Origin of the sequence: Hyphomonas oceanitis SCH89, from assembly GCF_000685295.1 — a bacterium.
In the GTDB taxonomy this organism is placed as follows: Bacteria; Pseudomonadota; Alphaproteobacteria; order Caulobacterales; family Hyphomonadaceae; genus Hyphomonas; species Hyphomonas oceanitis.
Genome location: NZ_ARYL01000003.1, coordinates 61,526 through 84,485, shown reverse-complemented (window position 1 = coordinate 84,485; position 22,960 = coordinate 61,526). Strand labels below are relative to the sequence as shown.

At 61.8% G+C, this 22,960-nt stretch carries 22 protein-coding genes; 8 read left to right on the top strand and 14 right to left on the bottom strand.

Annotated features, from left to right (window positions below; all coding sequences use genetic code 11):
* Nucleotides 1–6 precede the first annotated feature (6 nt).
* The 5 genes from HOC_RS03200 to HOC_RS03180 form a co-directional block, all read right to left on the bottom strand.
* A complete protein-coding gene (locus HOC_RS03200) occupies nt 7–858 on the bottom strand; it encodes a TIGR01459 family HAD-type hydrolase (RefSeq protein ID WP_035535843.1) in 852 nt (283 codons plus the stop codon).
* Nucleotides 859–906: 48 nt separating this feature from the next.
* Nucleotides 907–1,422, bottom strand: a complete 516-nt coding sequence (locus tag HOC_RS03195; protein ID WP_035535842.1) for a hypothetical protein — start codon at nt 1,420–1,422, stop codon at nt 907–909.
* Nucleotides 1,423–1,491: 69 nt separating this feature from the next.
* A complete protein-coding gene (locus tag HOC_RS03190) occupies nt 1,492–2,721 on the bottom strand; it encodes an EAL domain-containing protein (RefSeq protein ID WP_035535841.1) in 1,230 nt (409 codons plus the stop codon).
* 296 nt (nt 2,722–3,017) lie between these two features.
* Nucleotides 3,018–3,755, bottom strand: a complete 738-nt coding sequence (locus HOC_RS03185) for an MBL fold metallo-hydrolase (protein WP_156950359.1) — start codon at nt 3,753–3,755, stop codon at nt 3,018–3,020.
* A gap of 17 nt (nt 3,756–3,772) precedes the next feature.
* Nucleotides 3,773–4,606 (bottom strand): fumarylacetoacetate hydrolase family protein, encoded by an 834-nt coding sequence (locus tag HOC_RS03180; protein WP_035535839.1) that lies wholly within the window; start codon nt 4,604–4,606, stop codon nt 3,773–3,775.
* Between the two features lie 110 nt (nt 4,607–4,716).
* Between HOC_RS03180 and HOC_RS03175 the strand changes: the two genes are divergently transcribed.
* From HOC_RS03175 to HOC_RS03145, 7 genes are all read left to right on the top strand, one after another.
* Nucleotides 4,717–6,375 (top strand): DUF262 domain-containing protein, encoded by a 1,659-nt coding sequence (locus tag HOC_RS03175; RefSeq protein WP_035535838.1) that lies wholly within the window; start codon nt 4,717–4,719, stop codon nt 6,373–6,375.
* 89 nt (nt 6,376–6,464) lie between these two features.
* Complete coding sequence (locus HOC_RS03170) at nt 6,465–7,229, top strand: SDR family NAD(P)-dependent oxidoreductase (RefSeq protein WP_035535837.1); 765 nt, start codon at nt 6,465–6,467, stop codon at nt 7,227–7,229.
* A gap of 7 nt (nt 7,230–7,236) precedes the next feature.
* Complete coding sequence (locus HOC_RS03165; protein ID WP_035535951.1) at nt 7,237–7,608, top strand: tRNA-binding protein; 372 nt, start codon at nt 7,237–7,239, stop codon at nt 7,606–7,608.
* Nucleotides 7,605–8,075, top strand: a complete 471-nt coding sequence (locus tag HOC_RS03160) for a PaaI family thioesterase (protein WP_051624476.1) — start codon at nt 7,605–7,607, stop codon at nt 8,073–8,075. Before HOC_RS03165 ends, HOC_RS03160 begins: the two co-directional genes overlap by 4 nt.
* Nucleotides 8,076–8,078: 3 nt before the next feature.
* Nucleotides 8,079–8,588: a hypothetical protein gene (locus tag HOC_RS03155; protein ID WP_035535836.1), complete on the top strand. Its 510-nt coding sequence runs from the start codon at nt 8,079–8,081 to the stop codon at nt 8,586–8,588.
* A 65-nt stretch (nt 8,589–8,653) separates the two neighbouring features.
* Nucleotides 8,654–9,049, top strand: coding sequence for a hypothetical protein (locus HOC_RS03150; RefSeq protein WP_035535835.1), 396 nt, complete (start codon nt 8,654–8,656; stop codon nt 9,047–9,049).
* A gap of 184 nt (nt 9,050–9,233) precedes the next feature.
* On the top strand, nt 9,234–9,758 hold the full coding sequence (locus HOC_RS03145) for a hypothetical protein (protein WP_162174798.1): 525 nt from the start codon (nt 9,234–9,236) through the stop codon (nt 9,756–9,758).
* Between the two features lie 60 nt (nt 9,759–9,818).
* Here the strand turns inward: HOC_RS03145 and queA are convergent, their stop codons facing one another.
* From queA to ssb, 6 genes are all read right to left on the bottom strand, one after another.
* The gene (gene queA / locus HOC_RS03140; RefSeq protein ID WP_035535949.1) at nt 9,819–10,874 is read right to left on the bottom strand and encodes a tRNA preQ1(34) S-adenosylmethionine ribosyltransferase-isomerase QueA; all 1,056 of its coding nucleotides are present in this window, start codon (nt 10,872–10,874) and stop codon (nt 9,819–9,821) included.
* Nucleotides 10,875–10,912: 38 nt separating this feature from the next.
* Nucleotides 10,913–11,860 (bottom strand): peptidylprolyl isomerase, encoded by a 948-nt coding sequence (locus tag HOC_RS03135; RefSeq protein ID WP_051624475.1) that lies wholly within the window; start codon nt 11,858–11,860, stop codon nt 10,913–10,915.
* Entirely contained in the window at nt 11,857–12,354 is a 498-nt protein-coding gene (gene coaD / locus HOC_RS03130) for a pantetheine-phosphate adenylyltransferase (protein WP_034739824.1), read from the bottom strand. The genes HOC_RS03135 and coaD overlap by 4 nt, the downstream gene beginning before the upstream one ends.
* 29 nt (nt 12,355–12,383) lie before the next feature.
* Nucleotides 12,384–15,200 (bottom strand): DNA gyrase subunit A, encoded by a 2,817-nt coding sequence (gene gyrA, locus HOC_RS03125; RefSeq protein ID WP_035535833.1) that lies wholly within the window; start codon nt 15,198–15,200, stop codon nt 12,384–12,386.
* A 241-nt stretch (nt 15,201–15,441) separates the two neighbouring features.
* Nucleotides 15,442–16,248 (bottom strand): OXA-1090 family carbapenem-hydrolyzing class D beta-lactamase, encoded by an 807-nt coding sequence (gene blaOXA / locus HOC_RS03120; protein WP_035535947.1) that lies wholly within the window; start codon nt 16,246–16,248, stop codon nt 15,442–15,444.
* A 58-nt stretch (nt 16,249–16,306) separates the two neighbouring features.
* Nucleotides 16,307–16,786: a single-stranded DNA-binding protein gene (ssb, locus tag HOC_RS03115; RefSeq protein ID WP_035535832.1), complete on the bottom strand. Its 480-nt coding sequence runs from the start codon at nt 16,784–16,786 to the stop codon at nt 16,307–16,309.
* Nucleotides 16,787–17,010: 224 nt separating this feature from the next.
* Between ssb and uvrA the strand changes: the two genes are divergently transcribed.
* Nucleotides 17,011–20,037 carry an excinuclease ABC subunit UvrA gene (gene uvrA, locus HOC_RS03110; protein ID WP_035535831.1) on the top strand — a complete coding sequence of 1,009 codons (3,027 nt, stop codon included), beginning with the start codon at nt 17,011–17,013 and terminating at the stop codon, nt 20,035–20,037.
* 4 nt (nt 20,038–20,041) lie between these two features.
* Here the strand turns inward: uvrA and HOC_RS03105 are convergent, their stop codons facing one another.
* The 3 genes from HOC_RS03105 to HOC_RS03095 form a co-directional block, all read right to left on the bottom strand.
* Nucleotides 20,042–21,025, bottom strand: a complete 984-nt coding sequence (locus tag HOC_RS03105) for a hypothetical protein (protein ID WP_035535830.1) — start codon at nt 21,023–21,025, stop codon at nt 20,042–20,044.
* Nucleotides 21,026–21,087: 62 nt separating this feature from the next.
* Nucleotides 21,088–22,029: a DUF4013 domain-containing protein gene (locus HOC_RS03100; RefSeq protein WP_035535829.1), complete on the bottom strand. Its 942-nt coding sequence runs from the start codon at nt 22,027–22,029 to the stop codon at nt 21,088–21,090.
* Nucleotides 22,030–22,078: 49 nt separating this feature from the next.
* A complete protein-coding gene (locus HOC_RS03095) occupies nt 22,079–22,894 on the bottom strand; it encodes a hypothetical protein (protein ID WP_035535828.1) in 816 nt (271 codons plus the stop codon).
* Nucleotides 22,895–22,960: the final 66 nt, after the last annotated feature.

The window sequence follows — 22,960 nt, the reverse complement described above, 5'->3', positions numbered from 1 at the left end:
CCCACGTCACCACCTTAGACCCGACATGGCGTAAGTGGCGTTTTCGCCATAGTCGGCGAGCAGGTCGGTGACTTCCTGCTGGAAGTCAGGTCCGTGTTCCTTGAGGCCCGTGCCGACATAGAGGCTGTCATAGCCCTGCCGGGTGGCGCCGCGAATGTCCGTGGCGGGGCTGTCGCCGATGCAGAGGATGCGCGAAGGCGTGTGGCCAAGCGCGTTCAGCCGCTCCAGCGCGAGGCGATAGATGCCCGCATGCGGCTTGCCGGGATAGACGACGGTGCCGCCCAAATCCTCGTAGATGTCGGCCAGCGCGCCAGCGCACCAGTAGAGCTTGCCGCCGACACGTACCTGCTTGTCCGGATTGGCGCAGATCATCGTCAGGCCGCGATCGACCCCTTCTTTCAGCTCGTCGCGGTATTCCTCGGGCTGGTCATTGTACATGTCGCGCAGGCCGATGCAGAGCAGCAGGTCGGCATTGGCGCTGTCTTCGAATTTCAGGTCGAGCCCCTCATAGAGGAAGCGGTCATGCTCCCAGCCCTCGTCGCCACCAAGACGCCAGATGGACTGGCCGCTGCGCAGCTTGAGTTCAGCGCGCGTGGCATCGCCTGAGGTCACGCAATCATCGAACGAATCCTTGGGCACGCCCAGTGGTTCGAAATAGCGGATGGCCTGCGCCTTGGGCACGGGCGCATTGGTAATCAGGCAAACGTGGCCGCCCTGTGCGCGGAACTTCACGAGCGCCTCGCAGGCCTCGGCGAAGATGGCGCGCCCATTGTGGATCACGCCCCACACATCGCAGAGGATCGAGTCATATTCGCCCGCAATCGCGGACAGGCCTTCGGGAAAACGCAGCTGTGTCATGCGCCGCGACCTAGGCCGCGCCGCACCCCCGGTCAATCCAGCGGTGCATTATTGCGTCAGGCCGCAGGCGCTCGCCGGTAGCGGGTTGAGCACGTACATCGCCGCTGTGGGGATCGAGTGATAGTTGGCTAGATAGCAGCCGCGCACCTTCACGACCTGGCCGATATTCTCGCCGATCTGCAGGCTGGGCATGTAATCGCACGACACGCTGTTGGCGGCGAATTGGCTGGGGTCGCCGGGACGGATGTTCAGCAGGAGATGGTTGGAACCTGTCGGCACGGACATCATGCGAACGCCCTCCATCGGCCCGAATTCGCAATCGCCATCCAGTGTCGAGTATGTGCCATCTGCGTTCTCGAAGGAGGGATAGGCTTCGACGGACATGGTGAGGTCGAGCAGGACGACCGAGTGGTCCTCGATCAGCTCAAGCGCGGGTGCAGGCTCCATCTCGTCGCCTTGCGGATCCGGCAGGATGGCCTCGACCTTGACCACTTCGGGCGCAGTCTGGGCCGATGCGGAAAGCCCCGCCGCGAACAGAAGGAAAGGCAAAGCCAGAATGCGCATGGGTCACTCCCGTCTCATGTACGGGGCCCATTTAGCGAAGCGATTGGGGCGAAATGATGCCGGAGGCGATCAGCCGAAATTCGACAGACGCTGCATCAGCTCGCTGGGGGGCGCCGTTTCTTCCATCAGCGACGCCTTGATTGGGCGGGGTGCACCGAAGATGTGGCCCTGACCATACGGGATGTCATATTCGAGGATTTCCACGACACTGGCTTCGTCTTCGATCTTCTCGGCGATCATGGTCACGCCATAGCGCGAGAGTATGGCGGTGACTTCCGCGCCATCGACGCGGCGGTTGATCGACGAGACAGGACGCGAGCCATGCGGGTCGCGCAGCTGTTCGATCAGCGTGTGGCCGTTCATCTTCACGAAGCGGACGCTCGACGCCTGAAGGCGCGGCAGGTCCAGTGACAGGTCGGACGCATGGTCGATCGAGAAGCGGAAACCGAGCGCGGTCAGCTTGGCCATGTTCTCGCGCATCGTGGCGGAGCTGGTTTCGAAACGGTCAGCGCGGATCTCGAAAATCACGGCGCCGGAGAGGTCGCGATTCTCGGTCATGAATTGCAGGAACATCGGGAAGAATGTGGTGTCTTCCAGCGACGACGCAGCGATGTTGCAGAACACACCAACGCGGCGGTCACGCTCGGCCAGACGGCGCACGATCTGCACGCAGCGGAAAAGTGTGAAATTGTCGATGATGCCCATCAGGTTGGCGCGGCGGGCCGCATCCAGGAATTCGGCAGGCAGAATCAGTGAGCCATCCGGACGGCGCAGGCGCGTGAAGCCTTCATAGAAGGCCACGCGGCGCTGCGGCAGCGACACGATGGGCTGGAGATGGAGGTCGACCCGGCCATCTTTCAGGGCATCGCGCACATCGCGCAGGATGGCATCATCCTGCGGCGCCACGGAGGAGACGACGGACGGTTCGGCGAGCTTGGCTTCGAAGCTGCGCGAGAGGCGGTCGATCAGACCTTCGAGCTGCTTCATCTCGGAGACGAGGGCGTCGCGGCGCTCGGTCAGTTCATGCTTAATGGTGGTCTCGACAGCCTCTGTACGCGCGCCGATGACGTCGACGCGCTCAGCCGTGTCGCGCGTCGTGCGCTCGACACGTTCGACGCGTTCGTCAATTTCGCGGTGGGAACGGCTGCTGGCGACGAGAACATGGATCTGCGCGAGAATCACCGTGGTGATCGCGCCGCTCGTGATCGACAGAGGCAGGCCGAGTCCTGCAAACGTATTTACACAATAGCCGACGCCGCCGCCTATTGCGATGTAGAGCAGGAACAAGACAAAAGTCATTCGGTCAGCACCCAGTTCTTTCCATCAACCTTAACAAATAGGCCCCATTGGTTAACGAATTGCGTGGAAATGGCGTAATTTGCCACCTTCCACAATCCCGCTCCAGCCACCGTTGCGTCAAAGTCACAGACCTTTTGAGTCACACTCATGACACGTCTTCAGCGACTAGACAAAGGTTAACCCCACCGATACCCACAGCCTATCCGAGTGCACTGGTCCGTGGCCATTTTATTGGCCGGAGCGGGGGCAATCTCGGGGGAGAGCGGGGCCTTGCAGAGATGCGGGGCCCCGTCGTCTTATGGTGATTCGGCGGCCTTCTTTGGCGCGACCAGAGGTACAAAAACCACGTCCGTAACGGGCCAGGACAGGTCTGCCCCTTCGCATGAAAGTGTCAGCCTTGCGGGGTCTGAGAAGTGCGAGGCCTGGGTCATGCCGCATGGCTCGATCACGACGCGAACACCATTATAATCAACCCAGTAACCGACCTGCTCCTTGTCATTCACAAGGTGCGTGACGACGAGATCGCCGGTGTTGAAGACGCGCGTCTTGGTGTCCCTCTCGCCGGGCAAAGGCTGGAGGACAGCGGCGTTGAAACCACCGGGTGGCGACTGTTCAACAAAGGTGAAAGCGTCAGAGGTTTCGTATGCCTTGTTGATGGCGGAGAGGACGGCGCTGGTGCCGACCGGACCGGACACGCGCAACGGCGTTTCATGGCCCGCGCGCCAGCTGGCATTGCGAATATCATCAAGGCCTTCAATGTCTTCCCCGCGCAGGGAAAAGAGCATCACGGCATCGAGATTTCGGAGGTCCGTCTCGGTCAGCCCCTGAACAGTGCCGGAAGGTGTGCCAAAGAGGACACGCTTTCCGCCCGCCATGACCAATACGCAGGCTTGCGGGACCGTTCCGGGGCCGCATGGCAGGAGTGCAAAGTCCGCTGAGGTGACTTTCCGAGGGACTTCCGGGACCATTCCCGGACCCTTCTCTGCGCTGCACCCGGCAACGAGCAGAAAAGCCAGCAGTATTCTTGCGCGCATGCCCCTCAGGCTCCGGTCTACCCGATCACGGTGTCGCCCGGTTCCCTTACGATTTCGTTTTCAGTGAAACCGAGGCAGTCGATTTCGACGCGCACCTTGTCACCGGCCTTCAGCCATTTCGGTGGCTCGTGCCCTGCCCCGACGCCGGCGGGTGTGCCGGTGAAGATGACGTCGCCCGGCTCCAGCGTGAAGGCCGCCGTGAGGTGGGCGATCTGGGCGGAGATGTCGTGGATCTGGTCGCGGATGTAACCGGTCTGGCGCTGCTCGCCATTCACGAAGGTGCGCAGTTCGAGATTTGGCAGGTCGTTGATCTCGTCCATCGTCACCATGGCCGGGCCGAAGACGGCATGCGTGTCGAAGCCCTTGCCCATGATCATGGTCTGGCTGGCGCGCTGCCAGTCGCGCACCGAATAGTCGCAGCCAACAGTCAGGCCGGCGACGATCTCGAAGGCGCGCTCGCGGGGCACATGGCGGCCGCGCTTGCCGATGATGACGACAAGCTCGCCTTCATAGTCGAGCTGTTCGGAGACCTTGGGCAGGTGGACCTGGGCGTAGGGCCCGTTCACGGCGGTAGACTGTTTGTTGAACCACTTTTGCACTTCCGGCTTCTTGGTGTCGATGAAGCTGACGCTCTCAGCCGCGTGCGCCGCGTAGTTGACGCCTATGCCAAGAATCTTGCCAGGCTTTTCCACAGGGGAAAGCAGCGCGACCTCGCCAAGAGGTGTGGATTCGCCCTGCGGGCTGGCCGTCAGCGCTTCGACGAATGTGTCCGCTGCAAGCGGCACTACACAGTCGGCTTGAAGGTGGCCGAAACGCACTTCATCACCCTGTTTGAATCTCACCAGACGCATACCGTTACTCTCCCGTCACACTTTTGCCCAAAGACCTTGAGAACCGTTCATCCCGCGTTGTGATGGTGTTTGGCAAGGGCTAGGGAAGAAGCCTGTATAGGGGAATTGTAATGGACCTTGGCGTACGGGCTCAGGAGAGCTCGCTTAGCGGTATTTTTGCACAAGGAGAACGCCTGTGCATGCCGCCCTACCAACGTAGTTATTCCTGGGGAGAGCGCGAGGCGCTCGACCTGCTCGGCGACCTTGCCGAGGCGACTGACAGCGACATCCCACACTTCATCGGCGCAGTCGTTCTCGTGAACGGCGCGGAGTCCGGAATGGTGGAGATTGTCGACGGTCAGCAGCGGCTGACGACGCTGACGATTCTCCTGGCCGTTCTGCGCGACCTTGAGACCGACAAGGACCGGTCCGCTGCACTGCACGCGATGATTGCCGACGAGGACCGCCCGATGCTGGGCGAAGCGGCCAGCTGGCGACTGACTTTGAACTATATGGATGGCGCGTTTTTCCGCGACACGATCCAACGCCCCGGCGCGACCCGCACACTCGAAAACGAACCCGGCGAGAGCGACAGCCAGCAACGTATGGTTGGGAATGCCAGGGCCATGCTGAAGGAACTGAAACAGGTGTCGGACGAGCGGCGACGCGCGCTGACCGACACTGTGGTCAATGGCTGCGCACTGGTGCGTGTCGTCGTGAATGACAAGGATCAGGGCTTCAAGGTGTTCCGCGTTCTCAACACCCGCGGCAAGGAACCGGACGCCCACGACATCATCAAGACGGAGCTGTTCCAGAAGGCCAAGTTCTCGGTGAAGGAAGCCAATGCCTATGCCGAGCGCTGGGCGGAACATGAGGCCGTGCTGGGCGGCGGCGCGTTCGACGACCTGCTGCGCCAGATCCGCGCCATCCATGACCGCTCGCCCAAGGGCGATCTCGTGGCCGGTTTCCAGAAGGCGGTTCTCTCCAAGATCGACCCGCGCAAATTCCTTGACGACATGCTGCCGAGCTACGTGGCCGCATACCGCCAGATCACAACGGCGAAAGTGGACGACGGCCCGCATGCAAAACTCGTCTCTGACAAGCTGAACCAGCTGCGTGCGCTTGAGCAGCAAAGCTGGCGCGCGCCGGCGCTGAAGTTCCTGGTGGAGCGCGGACTCGACTCGCCGCTCGCGCCGGAATTCTTCACGCGCCTCGAACGGCTTGGCTACATGATCCAGCTGATCATCCATGACAAGGACCAGCGCAACAAGCGCTTCAACAAGGTGAGCGACGCCATTTCCAATGAGCGCACGCTGATGGCCAAGAATGGCCCGTTCGCCATTTCCAAGGATGAGGCCCGCAAGGTGCGTGAGCGTCTGCTGGGGCGCTTTGCGACTTTTGGTCAACGCCGCGCGATGGCCCTTCGCCTGAACGCCGCGCTTGATGGCGGCTTCACGATCCCACCGGAATCCGATGCGACGGTTGAACACGTCCTGCCCCGCAACGTGCAGGAAGACAGTCACTGGATGATTACCTGGCCAGACCCTGCCAAGCGCCGCGAGCAATGCGACACGCTGGGCAATTTCGTGCTGCTGACCAACAAGGTGAACCAGAAGGCTGACCGGCTGGACTATCGCGCCAAGAAGGAAGTGTACTTCAATGGCGGCGGCGGGGCGGACTTTGCCCTGACCCGCGACCTTGTGGAGCAGGACGCCTGGACGCCGGAAGTCGTGCGCAAGCGGACCGAGGGCCTGGCCGAGATTCTCAACGCCGAATGGGATTTGCCCTGATAAGGCTCGCCTTTCCTAAGGATACCCCTAGCCCGAAGGCTGATCAGCCCTTACCGTCGCGCCAACATAAAACATGAGGGAGCGGCGCCATGAGCCTGTTTGATCTATCCGGAAAGTCAGCCATCATCACAGGATCGTCGCGCGGCATCGGCCGGGCGATTGCCGAGGCCATGGCCGACGCGGGCGCCAAGGTGACAATCTCGTCGCGCAAGCCCGGCCCGTGCCAGGAAGTGGCCGCCGGCATCAATGAAAAGCATGGCGACGGAACAGCCATTGCCGTGCCCGCGAACATCTCGTCGAAGGATGAACTCCAGGCCATGGTCGACGCCACGAACAAGGCGTTCGGCAAGGTCGACATTGTCGTGTGCAACGCGGCCGCCAACCCTTATTACGGGCCGATGGAAGGCATCTCGGACGACCAGTTCGAGAAGGTGCTGCAGAACAATATCATCTCGAACCACTGGCTGATCCAGATGTGCATGCCCCAGATGCGCGAGCGAAAGGACGGCGCCATCATCCTCGTCTCGTCGATTGGCGGCCTGCGCGGCTCGCCCATCATTGGCGCGTACAACATCTCCAAGGCGGCTGACTTCCAGCTGGCGCGCAACCTCGCCACCGAATACGGCAAGGACAATATCCGCGTGAACTGTATCGCCCCGGGCCTTATCCGCACCGACTTTGCCCGCGCCCTGTGGGAAGACCCGAAGAATTTGAAATCGGCCCTTTCCGGCACGCCCATGGCCCGCATTGGCGAGCCGGAAGAGATTGCCGGCGCGGCTGTCTATCTCGCCTCGAAGGCCGGTGCCTACATGACGGGCCAGATGATGGTCGTCGATGGCGGCGCCACCTGCTGAGGCATTCATGCACCTGACTGACGAACCTGACTCACCGCCCGGCGCGGAGACTGACTTTGCGACTTTTCGCGAGGTGGATATCCGTGTCGGCACGGTGCTGGAAGCGGCGCCGCTGGAGGGTGCGCGCAAACCTGCCCTGCGGCTGGTGATCGATTTCGGCGCCGGTGTGGGCGTGAAGAAGAGTTCGGCGCAGGTGACGGTGCACTACGAACCTGAAAAACTGATCGGCAAACAGGTTGCCGCTGTCGTCAATTTCCCACCGCGCCAGATCGGCAAGTTCATGTCGGAAGTGCTGACGCTCGGGTTTCCCGATGCCGACGGCGCCATCGTCATGTTCTCGCCCGACCTGCCGGTGCCCAATGGAGCCCGCCTCGCATGAGCCGTACCGAAATGTCTGCCCAGCAGACCGAATTCTTTGGCCGCCTGAAAGCGGGCACATGGGACTTTCCCCCCGGCATCAGGAATCTCGGTATCCGGCCTGATCTCTGGCTGAAGGACGTCTCGTATGGCCACACGCTGTATGAGTGGCCAAACACGGGCGACCGCGACATTGGCGACCAGCGCGTGTTCGGCGGATGGGTCGCGGGCCTGTCGGACCATATCGTGTCGATGACGATGGCGAGCGCGCTGGAAGACGGCGAATGGTTCACGACGATGGAATTGCAGACGCGGATCCTGCGCCCGGTGCCGCATGGCCTGATCACGATCGAGGGGCGGCTGGTCAGCCGGGGCCGCACGACGGGCCTCGTTGAGGCCGACTGGCGTGATGAGAAAGGCCGCCACCTGGCGCGTATCACGGCGGCGAAGGCCATCCGGTCGATGGAAGAGCTGCGTCCCGGGAACTGATCCATGAAGATCGAAATTGTGAAAGGGGTTCGCGAAGATACGCTCACGGCCACGCGCGATGATGGCAGTGTCGCCCGGTGCACGTTTCCGAAGAAGGGTCCCATTCCGCACGACGCCGTGCATTTTTATGTTGAGCGTACATTCGGGTTCCGCAGAGGTTTCTGGGGCATGGTGGCAGGTGGCGTGTCACCCGATGATGTTGGCGCCATTGCGTCTGCCGCCGGGCATGCCAGCGCGTCGAAGGCACATATGCCTGAAGAGGAGATCGTCGAGCTCCTGCAGGCGGAGCGGCTGGTGGAATGTTTCGAAGCCGAAATCTGGGGCGGCCCGGCTGAACTCGAAACATTGCAGGACGTCGCCGATGCCGGATTCGCCCAGTCCTTCGTCGCCTCTGTCCCGCTCGATCAGACGAGGGTCGATACGGTGCGCAGCGGGCTGTCTGACTTTTCTGCAGCCTGGATGTCCCTAAAGACGGGGCACTCCCTGACGCTCGATTGGAGAGAGGCTGGCTAGGCCCTTTCCTGAGGAACCCTCCTGTGGCTGAGCCGTTCTTTGGTTAAGCTACACAGGAGCTGACCATGATTAAGTCCTTGAAATACATCGCTGTAATTGGTGCCCTCGGGATCGGTTCGGCCGTTGCAACACTGCCCGCATCCGCCCAGCTGGGCCTTGGGGTCGGCGTGGACACGGATGTCAAAGTCGGCGTCCGCACGAGCGCCCCGCCGCCTGAGCGCGCCCATGCCCATGGCCATTATACCTATGATGGCTATGAATCAGACCGCTGGTACGCGCGCAACGAAGTTCGCCGCGCCCATCGCTATGATGCCCGCTACAATGGCTATGACTGCTATGAGAGCTTCCAGTATGGCTGGGAGAATGGCGAGCGCGTTCGCTATGACACGACGTTCTGCTATGACGACCATGACCGCCGTTATGAACCGCAAGGCGTGAGAGCGAGCGTGCGCATTCACTAGATACCCGTGATTGATCTCGCGATTAAAAATCCCTGCGCCCAGGCGTGGGGATTTTTTTGCGCACAGCTTACGCAGGGTCATCCCAAAAATGCATGGCAGCCATCCAATTCAGTCTGCAGCAATCGCCGAACCATTTCGCGGCTCGGGCGTAAAATAATCAACGCAATGCTACACGAGCCAAGTTATGTTGCGGGCAGAACGCCCCTCTAATTCCATCGTTTGCATTTTTATCTCTCCACCGGGTTCCGGTCTTCATCCCTGTTCATCCGGAACAGGAATTGATCGAAATCCCGGCGGGCAAACGAAACCGGAATTCAGAATGAAGACAATTCAGAAATATGTTGCCGCCTTGGGGGCGATTGCCCTGATGAGCGCAGCATTTTCCCTGCCCGCATCTGCTGAAGCAGGGGTTTCCAACACCTCCCAGACAACAATTGGCGTCAGCGTTCGTGTTCTTGGTAACGACCCCAACCACGTTCACCCGGAATTTACGTATCAGGGCCATCAATCGAACCAATGGTATCCCGTCGCGCAAGTTACTCGCGCCAATGCGTGGGATGACGCTCGCCAGGGTTATGATTGTTACAAGGCCTTCCAGTACACATGGGTGAACCATGCCAAGGCGCGTCAGGACACAGTTTTCTGTTTTGATGCTGCCGGGAAAGAATTCGAGCCAGACGCCACGCGCGTCTCGGCCCGCCTGAAATAGCGCGACTGAACCTCCGCTATATACTCGCCCCTGTTCGTTTCACGAGCGGGGGCATTTTTTTCAGGGAAGCAGCAGGCAGGCGTCGCCATAGGAATAGAAGCGATAGTCCGACGCGATGGCATGGGCATAGGCCGCCTGCATCACATCGGTTCCCATCAGTGCGCAGACCAGCATGAACAGGCTTGAACCGGGCAGGTGGAAATTGGTGACGAGCGCATCGGTGGCGCGCACGGCGTCGCCGGGTTTCAGGAAAATGTCTGTCGGGCCAGTCGCGGGAGCGAGGGTGCCCTCGGGCGTGGTGCAGCTTTCCAGCGTGCGCATGGCGGTGGTGCCGACCGGCACGCAGCGGTGACCGGCGGCGCGCGCGGCATTGAGGTGCGTGGCGGTTTCGGGCGTCAGGCGGCGCCATTCGGCATGGAGGCGGTTGGCCGCCAGCTGCGCCTCTTCGAGCGGCTTGAACGTGCCGAGCCCGACATGCAGGCGCACGGTTTCACGGGCGAGGCCAGCTGCATCAATCTCGGCGAGCAGGCGCGGTGTGAAATGAAGCCCTGCTGTGGGCGCAGCGACGGAGGCGGCGTCATCCCCGGCGAAACTGGTCTGGTAGGTCTCGCGATCGCGCGCATCCGCCGGACGGCGGCGGGCGATATAGGGCGGCAGCGGCATGCCGCCGTGGGCATCAAGCGCCTGTTCGAGCGCGGGACCGGACTGGTCGAAGGCCAGCTCGATTTCGCCGCCATCAAGGCGCTGCGTAATCGTTGCGCGGAAGCCTTCGGCGAAATGGATCGGATCACCAGCTTTGAGGCGTTTGCCGGGCCGGGCCAGCGCGCGCCATGTGTGGTCGTCGATGCGCTCGACCAGGTTCACGTCGCAGGACACATCGGCCCCGATCTCGTCGCGGGCGGGCCGCACGCCCTTCAGCGCAGCAGGAAGCACGCGCGTGTCGTTGAAGACGAGGACATCGCCCGCCGTCAGGTAGCGCGGCAGGTCACGCACGGTCGCATCTTCCAGACGCCCATCGCCATGCACGACGAGGAGACGCGCAGAGTCCTGCGGGTCAGCCGGACGCAAGGCGATGAGGCGCTCGGGAAGGTCAAAATGGAAATCGGCGAGATTCATGGGCGTCATGGATTATCGGCCCGTGAAGGCAGCGCGACCTAGCGTTCGACGACGGCCGGTACGGATGGCAGGTCACACACGTTCAGATCTTCGTCGACATCGGCATTTGCGGCCATGAAGATCGGACCATCGGTGCGCTCGACCCAGACGTTCGGGCGTTCGGCCTTCGGCAGGTCAGCCGCCACTTTGGCCCCCATCAGGATGTCAGGCAGGGCGACTTCGCCATTGAGGGATTCCTTGCCGGCCTTGATGGCCAGCACAACGTCTTCGCCCTGAACGACGCGGCCCCAGGCCGTGTATTGCTTGTCGAGATGCTGGGACGTGTCGCGCATCAGGAAGAATTGCGAATTGGCCGAGTCCGGGTCTGACGTGCGCGCCGTCGAGACGACACCGCGGCAATGCGGGATCCAGCTTTCGACCAGGCCATCCTTGGACATTTCGCTGAAGAAGGAGGCCTGCGTCATCATCGGGAAGCCATTCACATAGCCATACTTGGCTGTGTCGGCCGGGCCGATGGCGAAGTTGAGCGGCATTGTCGCCGGGTCGCGGCGGTAGGTGAACTCGCCCGGAATGTCCGGCAGGCCCGATTCGCGGCCCTTGAGTGCGAAGATGTCGCCGCCCTGTGCCATGAAGCCGTTGATGACGCGGTGGAAGGTGGTGCCGTCAAAGTCGCCGGAGCGGATGATGGCCGAGAATTGCGCATAATGCTTGGGCGCAACTTCCGGGAAGGCCTCGATCAGGACGCGGCCCTTGTTGGTGTCGAAAATGAAGAGACGTTCGGGATCGACGGCACGCCAGTTGGCGGGATCGGCCTTGGCCTCTTCCACGGTGACAGTCGTAGCGGCCTCAGCAGGCGCTTCTTCTGCGGGCGAAGCGGCTTCGGCAGGCGTCGCGCTTTCAGCTGGCGCTTCCGTTTTTGTTTGCGCAAACGCGAAAAGACCCAGCGACAGGGTCGATGCGGCCACTACCAGGGGTGCGAGCTTCATTTCTGATATTTCTCCATGAGGGCGCGTTTCACGTCAGGGCTTACAAACGGCGCTATATCGCCACCGAGACTCGCAATTTCTTTCACGAGCCGCGACGCGACCGCCTGGTGCCTAACATCGGCCATCAGGAAGACTGTTTCAATGTCGGGATTCAGTTGCTCATTCATCGCCGTCATCTGGAATTCGTATTCGAAGTCCTGAACGGCACGCAAACCGCGCAGAATCATCTGCGCGCCGCAAGCCTCGGCGAATTTCATGAGCAGGCCATGCATCGGCATGACCTTGATTTCAGCCATGCCGGGGCCGTTGAATCGCGCGCACTCGGCTTTCACCATTTGCACGCGTTCTTCCAACGAAAACAAAGGCTTCTTGGCCTCATTGACGGCGACGCCAATGACAAGCGTGTCGACCAGCTTCATGGCGCGACCGAAAATATCGATATGACCATTGGTCGGAGGATCGAATGTACCCGGGTAAAGTCCGATACGATGCACTGGTGCCCCTTCCCTGTATTCCGGCCCTGTTATTCAGGCATTTCCGGTGATCCAGCCTCGGCTGGGCCACCATTTTCCCCATCCATATCGGTTTCAGCGTCTTCTACAAGCCGTGCAACAGAAACAACGTGCTCGCCTTCGTGCGTACGCAGCACCCAGACACCGCCCGTGGAACGTCCCGCGATGCGGATCTGGTCGACCGGGGTGCGGATCAGCTGGCCGGCATCGGTGACGAGCATGACCTGGTCGCCATCGCCGACAGGGAAGGACTGGGCGACTTTCTTGGTCGGCCCGCTCTTCTTGTCGCGGCCCCAGATATTCTGCGCCACGAGGCCTTTGCCGCCGCGACCGGTGACCCGGTAATCATAGGCGGACGAGCGCTTGCCCATGCCGTCGTCAGCGATGGTGAGGATGAATTCCTCGGCCGCGCCAAGCTCGACGAGACGATCCGTGCTGAGGGCGGCTTCGTCGACGACCTCTTCGCCTTCGTCCTCGCTGATTTCCTCTTCTTCGCCCGTGGCAGCCCGGCGCATGGCCGCAGCGTGCTTGATATAGGCGCGTGCCTCCTCAGACGTGACCGCGACATGACGCAGGATGCCCATGGAGATGACTTCGTCGCTGGCGCCAAGGCGGATGCCCCGCACGCCGGTCGAGTTGCGACCTGCGAACACGCGCACGTCGGTGACGGGGAAGCGGATACACTGGCCCAGCGCCGTAGTGAGCAGGATATCATCGCGCTCGGTACAGATCTTGACCGAGACAATGCCGTCGCCGTCATCCAGCTTCATGGCGATCTTGCCGTTGCGATTGACCCGCGTGAAGTCTGCCAGCTTGTTGCGGCGGACGGTGCCGGAGCGGGTGGCGAACATGAGGTCCATCACTTCGTGCGCGGCTTCGTCGTCCGGCAGCGGCATGACACTCTCGATACGTTCGTCGGCCGCCAGCGGGAAGATGTTGACCAGCGCCTTGCCGCGCGAGTTCGGCCCGCCGACAGGAAGCCGCCAGACCTTTTCCTTGTAGACCATGCCGGCCGAGGAGAAGAACAGAACTTCGGTATGCGTGGTTGCCGAGAACAGCTCGACCACGAAATCCTCGTCCTTCATGGACATGCCCGAACGGCCCTTGCCGCCGCGATGCTGGGTCCGGTAAGTCGAAAGCGGCGTGCGCTTGACGTAGCCGCCATGAGTGACGGTGACGACCATGTCTTCGACCTCGATGAGGTCCTCGTCTTCCATGTCGAGACCGCCCATCGCGAATTGCGAACGACGCGGCACGGCGAACTTCTCTTTCACTTCGTTCAGTTCGGCCTTGATGATCTCGCGGATGCGCGGGCGCGACCGCAGGATATCGAGGAGATCGGCGATCTTCTCCGACAGACCCTTGGCCTCATTGCCGATCTCGTCGCGTCCAAGGCCTGTGAGGCGGTGGAGGCGCAGGTCGAGGATTGAGCGGGCCTGCTCGTCCGACAGGTAGATCGTGTCGCCGCCGGACCAGCGCGTGCGCCGGTCTGCGATGAGTTCCAGCAGAGGCCCCATATCCATGATCGGCCAGGCCTTGGCGAGCAATTGCTCACGCGCCGTCGCCGGGTCAGGCGCGTGGCGGATGATGCGGATGACTTCGTCAATGTTGGCGACAGCGAGCGCGAGACCGACCAAGACGTGCGCACGATCGCGGGCCTTGTTGAGCTCGAACTTGGTGCGGCGGACGATGACTTCCTCACGGAAGGTGATGAAGTAGTCGAGCACCTTGCGCAGGTTCATCAGTTCCGGGCGGCCGCCATTGAGGGCAAGCATGTTGACGCCGAAACTGGTCTGCAGCTGGCTGAAGCGGAAGAGCTGGTTCAGCACGACTTCGGCGCTGGCATCCTTCTTCATCTCGATGACGACCCGGATGCCGTTACGGTCGGATTCGTCGCGCAGGTCGGAGATGCCTTCGACGCGCTTTTCACGAACGAGTTCGGCGATCTTGGTGATCATCGCGGCCTTGTTCACCTGATAGGGAATCTCGGTGACGATGATGGCTTGGCGGCCATTCTTGGCCTCTTCGATGTCGGTCTTGGCGCGCATGATGACCGAGCCACGGCCCGTGGTCAGGCCCTTGCGGCTGCCGGCGTGGCCCATGATGAGGCCGCCTGTCGGGAAATCTGGGCCCGGGACGATTTCGAGCAGGGCCTCATCGTCGATGGTCGGATCTTCGATCACCGCGAGCGTGGCGTCGACGACTTCGCCGAGATTGTGCGGCGGAATGTTGGTGGCCATGCCGACCGCGATGCCGCCGCCGCCATTGACGAGCAGGTTCGGGAACTGGGCCGGCAGGACCATCGGCTCCTGTTGGGAGCCGTCATAGGTGTCCTGGAAGTTGACCGTGTCCTTGTCGATATCGGCGAGCAGGTAGGTCGCCGCCTTGGTCATGCGGCTTTCGGTGTAACGCATGGCGGCCGGGGGATCGTTGTCGATCGAACCGAAATTGCCCTGCCCGTCGACCATTGGCAGGCCCATGGAGAAGGGCTGGGCCAGGCGCACGAGGGCGTCATAGATCGCGCTGTCGCCATGGGGGTGGAAGTTACCCATGACGGCGCCGACGATGTTGGCAGATTTCTTGTAGGGCTTGTCCGGCGTGTTGCCGCCGACCTGCATGCCGTAAAGGATGCGGCGGTGAACGGGTTTGAGGCCGTCGCGCACATCCGGCAGCGCCCGGCTGACGATGACGCTCATCGCATAGTCGAGATAGGAGCTTTTCAGCTCGGATTCGATGGAAATCAGCTCGATTCCGTCCGGGAGGGCGGGGTTTTCGCCCGAATTCTCAGGGGTTTCCGGCTCGTCCGGCGGGGTCGTATCGTCGCTCATGGAAGGGCTTTCTGCGTGTCCGGTCTCACAGGGCGGGGCATTGGCCCGAATCGCCCATAATCACTGAGAAAAACACTAGCAGCCGGGGGTGTGGAAAGCCACCCTTTCGGGGGTGTTTTAGCAGTTGGCGGACGACCCACGAAATGGGCAAAAAACTGCACGAATACATGCCCGTAAAAAGCCCGGATACGTTACGGAAACAGCCCGGATAGCGGCCAAAAAGCCCGAACGCGCGCGCAGCCTAGTTAGCGGCCGGGAGGGCCCGCAGATCGGACAGCGCGCGCAGGACCACGCCCTTGCGTTTCGGCAGGTCGGCATCGGGGGCGGCCATGTCCATGTTGAAGGCAAAGGCATAGGTGCCGGGCGCTTCGCCGCCGGTCTGCTCGAGCCAGCCGACATACCAGCCGATCTCCGGCTCGCCATCGACACTGTGCCAGCCTGTCTTGCCGTAAAGCGTCCAGCCCGCGCCGGAATCGGCCACCATGACCGGCACGGCGAGGTCATAGGTGCGCGCAGAGAGCGGCAGCGTGCGGCGGGCGAGATGGGCCAGGAAGGCGACCTGCTCCTCGGCAGAGATCGCCAGCGGGCCTGCCAGCCAGTATTGCGTGACATTGTCAGCCGGGCCGACATCGGCATTGCCGTAATTGAGCTGCTGCAGCCAGTCGTGAAGGACTGCAGACCCGATGCGCGGTGTCACGGTCTGGAAGATCCAGACCGTGGACCGCTTGAAGGCATCCGCAAAGGTCTGGTCCTCGTTCCAGTTGTCCATGAAACGCTTCTGGCCGTCCCATTTGAACACTTCGTCCGGGCCGGTAACGGCGCCGGTTTCAATGGCGATGAGCGTGTGCGGGATTTTCGATGTGGAGGCCGGGCTGAACCGCTCAGACGCGCGGGCCGGATTGCTGATCCAGGTCCGTTCGTCTTCCAGACGGTAGATGACAAGCGTGGATGTAGCGGGATCAACGTCCTCTGCCGCCACGCTTGCCGATAGTTCGGGTAGCGGCGCCATGGACATGCACGCCCCCAGCACAGCAGCGACAGTGACCATAAGGAGACCGGCGGCGATGTGCGAAGGGCGAGCGATCAGGCGCTGCATGCGGTGGGTCCTAGAACGGGATCTCGTCGTCGAGGTCCTGGCTGAAGCTCTCGGCCGGGCCGCTCATCTTGCGCGCGCCGCCCTGCTGGGAACCGAAATCATTGCCGCCGGAACGGGCACCGCCACCGGCACGGTCACCCGCGCTGTCCAGCATGGTGAGCGTGCCGCCAAAGCCGCGCAGGACGACTTCAGTCGTGTACTTGTCCTGGCCGTCCTTGTCCTGCCACTTGCGGGTTTCCAGCTGGCCCTCGATGTAGAGCTTGGAGCCCTTCTTCACATAGTTCTGGACGACGCGGACGAGGCCTTCGCTGAGGATCGAGATGCGATGCCACTCGGTTTTTTCCTTGCGCTCGCCAGTCGCCTTGTCTTTCCACGTCTCCGACGTGGCCAGCGTGAAGCTGGCGACCTGGCCACCATTCTGGAACTGGCGGATCTCTGGATCCTGCCCGACATTCCCAATAAGAATGACCTTGTTCACTGATCCTGCCATCTATCCATCTCCGCTCAGGCTTGTTTCATTATCGAATCTGTTCTCTTCTACCGCGACCGGCCTCGCCTGTCGCCTCCCCAGCCGTATTTCCACAGCCGGGGATGAAAAAAGCAGCGACTGACAAATGTTCACACTTTGTTCTTGTGGTCAAGCTGGACTCACGCCACACATAGAGCCTAGCAACATTCCCATACCTGTTTCGCCACCGTAACGAGCTTTCCCCCATGGCCCGACTAGAATCGCCTTTCATCCGCGTGCGCGGAGCCAAGGAACACAACCTCAAGAATATCGACGTGGACATTCCACGCGGTGAGCTTGTGGTGATGACCGGCCTGTCAGGCTCGGGCAAATCCTCGCTGGCCTTCGACACGATCTATGCCGAGGGGCAGCGGCGCTATGTCGAAAGCCTGTCGGCCTATGCGCGCCAGTTCCTTGAGCTGATGCAGAAGCCGGACGTGGAAAGCATCGAGGGCCTGTCGCCCGCGATCTCCATCGAGCAGAAGACGACGAGCCGGAACCCGCGCTCGACCGTCGGCACTGTCACCGAGATTTACGACTATATGCGCCTGCTCTGGGCGCGCGTCGGCGTGCCCTATTCGCCGGCGACAGGCCTGCCGATCGAGAGCCAGACGGTGACCCAGATGGTCGACCGTACGATGGAGCTGCCGGAGGGCACACGGCTCTACCTGCTGGCGCCGATGATCCGCGGCCGCAAGGGCGAGTATCGCAAGGAATTCGCCGAGCTGCTGAAGAATGGCTACCAGCGCGTGAAGGTGGACGGGGAATTCCACGAGCTGGAAAACCCGCCAAAGCTCGACAAGAAGTTCAAGCATGACATCGACGTGGTCGTGGACCGCGTGGTCGTGCGCGAAGGCATGCAGCAGCGCCTCGCGGAGAGTTTCGAGACGGCGCTTGGCCTCGCGCAGGGCATTGCGCTGGCCGAATATGCCGACCTTGAAGAGGGCGAGACCGAGCCGAAGCGCATCACCTACAGCGCCAATTTCGCCTGCCCTGTCTCGGGCTTCACGATTTCGGAAATCGAGCCGCGCCTGTTCTCGTTCAACAACCCGTTCGGCGCCTGCCCGACCTGTGACGGCCTCGGCAACCAGCTGAAAGTGGACGCCGACCTCGTCGTGCCGGACAAGGATCTCGACATGCTGAATGGCGCGATTGCGCCCTGGGCCAAGTCGACCTCGCCCTACCAGACGCAGACGCTGCAGGCCCTGTCGACGCATTACCGGTTTGACCTGAAGAAGCCGTGGAACCAGCTGCCGGAAGACATTCACCAGATGATCCTGCACGGCACCGGCGAGCAGGAAATCAAGTTCGTCTATGATGACGGCATGCGCCGCTATGAGGTGAAGAAGACGTTCGAGGGCGTGATCCCGAACCTGGAGAGGCGCTATCGCGAGACGGACTCGGCCTGGGTGCGCGAAGAAGTGGCGAAGTTCCAGTCGGCAGCGCCCTGCCCGGCCTGTGGCGGCAAAAGGCTGAAGCCGCAGGCGCTGGCGGTAAAGATCGCGACGCTGGACATTTCATCGGCGGCCGAATTCTCGATCAAGGATGCCGGCGACTGGTTTGGCAAAGTGTCGAAGACGCTGACCAAGCAGCAGAACGAGATCGCGTCGCGCATTCTCAAAGAGATCAATGACCGGCTGAACTTCCTGAATGATGTGGGCCTTGAATACCTGACGCTGAGCCGGGGCTCCGGCACGCTGTCGGGTGGCGAGAGCCAGCGGATTCGTCTCGCCAGCCAGATCGGTTCGGGCCTGACGGGCGTGCTCTATGTGCTCGACGAGCCGTCGATCGGCCTGCACCAGCGGGATAATGCGCGTCTGCTGGAGACGCTGAAGCGGCTGCGCGATCTCGGCAATTCGGTGATCGTGGTGGAGCATGACGAGGACGCCATCCTGACGGCGGACCATGTGATCGACATGGGCCCCGCAGCCGGCATCCATGGCGGCGAGATCATTGCTGAAGGGACACCTGAAGAGGTGCTCGCGAACCCGAAATCGCTGACGGCAGATTACCTGAACGGGCAGAAGGAAATCCCGATCCCGAAGCGCCGCCCGGTGGAGAAGACGAAGCGCAAAATCACGCTGAAGGGCGCGACGGGCAACAACCTCAAGAACGTCACCGCGACGATCCCGCTCGGCAGTTTCACCTGCATCACGGGCGTGTCGGGCGGCGGCAAGTCCACGCTGATCATCGAGACGCTTTACAAGGCACTGGCGCGCAAGCTGAACGGCGCGTCGAGCCCGCCACAGCCCTATGACAGCCTCGAGGGCCTGCAGCATCTCGACAAGGTGATCGACATCGACCAGAGCCCGATCGGGCGCACGCCGCGTTCGAACCCGGCAACCTATACGGGCGCCTTCGGGCCGATCCGCGACTGGTATACCGGCCTGCCGGAATCCAAGGCGCGCGGCTACAAGGCCGGACGGTTCAGCTTCAACGTGAAGGGCGGCCGCTGCGAGGCCTGCCAGGGCGACGGCGTCATCAAGATCGAGATGCACTTCCTGCCGGACGTGTATGTCACGTGCGAGACCTGCAAGGGCAAGCGCTACAATCGCGAGACGCTGGAAGTGACGTTCAAGGGCAAGTCGATTGCCGACGTGCTGGACATGACCGTTGAAGAGGCCGCGAAATTCTTCTCGGCGGTGCCGGCGATTGCGACGAAGATGGAGACGCTGGTGCAGGTGGGGCTGGGCTATGTCCAGGTCGGCCAGCAGGCAACGACGCTGTCAGGCGGCGAGGCGCAGCGTGTGAAGCTGGCCAAGGAACTGGCGAAACGCGCGACCGGGCGGACGCTGTATATTCTCGATGAGCCGACCACGGGCCTTCACTTTGATGACGTGCGCAAGCTGCTGGAAGTGCTGCATGAACTGGTCGATGCCGGGAATACGGTGGTCGTGATCGAGCATAACCTGGACGTCGTGAAAACGGCCGACTGGGTGCTGGATATTGGCCCTGAGGGCGGCGATGGCGGGGGCCAGCTGATTGCGGCCGGTACGCCGGAAGACATCGCGGCCACGAAAGGAAGCTGGACCGGCAAGTTCCTGGCCGAGACCTTCCGTCGGCAGGACGAACGCCGCGCCCAGCGCAACAAGCGCGACCGGGCGAAGACGCCATCAGTTGCGGCCAAGGCTGAAGCGCCGAAGAAGGCTGCGAAGGCAAAACCGGCCGCCAAGGCGAAGGCGGCGACACCGGCGAAGAAGACAAAGTCCAAATCGGCCAGCGCCGCGAAATAGGCGCCTAGTCGAACACCGCCATCTGGGCCGCATCGTCGACCCCGCCGCGGGGATCGTGGCGGGCGGCAAACGCGGCCGGTCCGCCTGTGAAATGCAGCAGCAGTCCGGACATGAACGAGGTTGCGAAGCCATAAATAGCCATCGGCACGAGGAATGACGGCGAGAAGATTGCGCCGAAGGCTTCTTCGGCAGACTGGACGTTGTTCATGCTGCCCGTGAACGGCATCAGGATGATCAGCTGAAGCACCTGGCTGATGACGGAAGAGGCAATGCCGCCACCAACCGACAGGATGACAAAGGCGCCGAGAATGGGCCAGAAGCGGCCGCGCGAGACGTTCCAGGCATCGAGGAAGACGATTTTGCGGTCCTTGATCGTCATCGCGAAACAGGGCGCGAGTCGCGTCGCGAGGAATACATAAACGGGCATGACAAGCAGCATCAGCCCCATCCCGCCAAAGACAAGCGGGATCATTTTCCGCGCCATTTCCTCTTCCGACATATCGTCAATCCCGATCTCGAAAATGCCCATTACGCCGTTGAATATGTAGAGGACCGGCAAGCCGAAAGTGACCGTGTAGAGTAGCCACCACAAGAGGAGCACAACCATCATGCGCAGCTCGTCTGCCCCCAGGCGCAGGGAAAAGCGCTCGTCGCGGATGTAGCGCCGCTGGGAAGCCGCTTCGAATACGGCCCGGATGACCCAGTAGCCGAGGCCGCCCGCAATAGCCCACGGGACAAGCGAGGCCATCATGCCGAAAAAGAAGCTGAACACGGTGTACGGATCGGGCTCATCGCTCGCGGTTTCGGCGAAGGACTCAAACCCGGACATCACCTCCATGAACGTGTCCCTGGCGAGATATGTCAGGATCAGTGAGGCTATCGTGACGACAAGCGCAAAGGCAGCCGCGAAGAGCCATGGAAAGCTGCGCATATGCGCCGCCCGGAAGGCGTTTGACAGCGCGCCGTCAAATGAGAATCGTGTCGGCATAGTGTCCCCTCCGCTTCAACCCCGTGATCCTGCCATACGCAGCTGCTGCTACAGCCGACCCCCTAGACAAATGTGTCGTCGATTGCCGGATGGTCAGCCCATTCCGGATCGGTGCGGGCCGCCAGTGCTGCCGGTCCGGAAAAGATGTGCATGCCGCAGCCTTGCAAAAAGACCATGCCGACCACCAGCAAGGCGCCGGGAATGAGGACGGCGGGCGAGAGCATGGCGCGGAATATTGCCGAGGGATCCTCTGATTCCATTCCGTTCATCATCGGCATAAGCGAGGCAACGATGGCGACCACGAAGATCATGTAGATCACGAAGAACACGACAGACATGATCAGGCCGAGGACGATCCAGCTGCCGACAATGGTCCATGCCTTGCCTTTCGTCACGCGCCAGGCCTGTCCGAACCGGATGCTGCGATCCCGCACGGTGAGCGCGGCGGCGGGTGAAAAACGGGCACATAGCCAGAGCGCAAAAATCATGTAGGCGAGCGCGAGGATGAAGGTCAGCAGCCCGCCAATCATGGCGCCCTCGCCTGTGCCGGTTGCGGCCGCGATGGCCATAGGCACGATAAATGCGATGATACCGCCGAGATACAGCCCGATTAACAGGACAAACCAGATCAGCCCCACCACGAGGAGGCGCCATTCATCGCCGCCGAGCCGCAGTCGGAAGCCTTCAGCCCGCATGTAGCGACGCTGGTTTGCGCCTTCGAAGATCATCCAGAAGGCAAGGCCAAGCGGAATCAGGACCGCGTAACCGAGCAGGACGCGCCCCATGTGCTGCATCATGGCGGCTTCCATGACCAAGGGGTCTTCCATCGCCGCAGGATCGAACATGGCGCCGTAAATGGGCCATTGCAGCCCGATGCTTACCGCCGAGAGGATCACATATAGCAAGACGTAGGTCGCGCCATAGCTGAGCAGGAAGCCCTTGGGGCCACCTGTTTTACGGAAATGCATCATCGCATTGCCGAAATCAAAACTCACTGGATTCATTGGCCTTGGTCTCCCCACCTGATTGCCACTTAAAGGTATCTAAGCGGAGTCAGCCGGACGTTGCAATCTCGGCCAGTTCCGCAGCGTCGGGCGCGAGACGCGGCAGGGCGCTGACGGCGAGGCCGTGTCCGGCGAGCAGGAAGGGCGCCAACAGGAGTACACCAAGGGCACCGCCGATGAACAGGCCGGCGGGGGCTGTGCCGAGCAGCGGCGCGAGCGCGGCATTTATGGCTATCGCCGCAAAGAAGGGGCCGACATGGGTGGCCATGGCCGCGATGCTGAGCCGGAGCGCATGGCCCTTGGTCCACGGCCATGTGCGAAACACCATGGTCTCGCCCCGGCTGACCGTCGCGGCGCCAACGAGCAGGAGGCGTATGGCAAAGAAGCAAAGCGCCCAGAGGCCGAGCGCGCAAGCCAGGATGAAGACAGCGCCATAGGCCGTGGGCAACATGTCCATGAAGGCGGCCTGCACGATTGCAGGATCGGTTTTCGCATCAAGATCCGTTCGGCCCGAGACTTCCAGCAGGATGCCCGGCAGGATGGCGAGGAAGAAGGCGATGAACACGCCCACGAAAAGGAAGGCCATATAGATGGCGAGATTGGCGTGGGCGAGTTTGAGGAATGTGCCAGAGGATGCGCCCAGCATGCTGCGATAGACCCTGAGCGAGAAGGCGACGCCAGCGGCGAACACAACGACCAGCAGCATGAGGTTGATAATGGCGCCGACCTGCAGGTAAAGCGTGAGCCGATAGAGCCCAGCCGTGACCATCAGACCCGCCAGCCACGGAAGGCTCGGCAGGGCGGCGCGGAGGGCGAGGCCCCAGGCCTCGGCAACCATTCCCGCAACGGGCAGCTTCACGTCCATGGTGCGACTCCTCATTGGTTCCACACCTAAACCGCAAGGCGCCGGGCGGCAAACACCATCTTGACG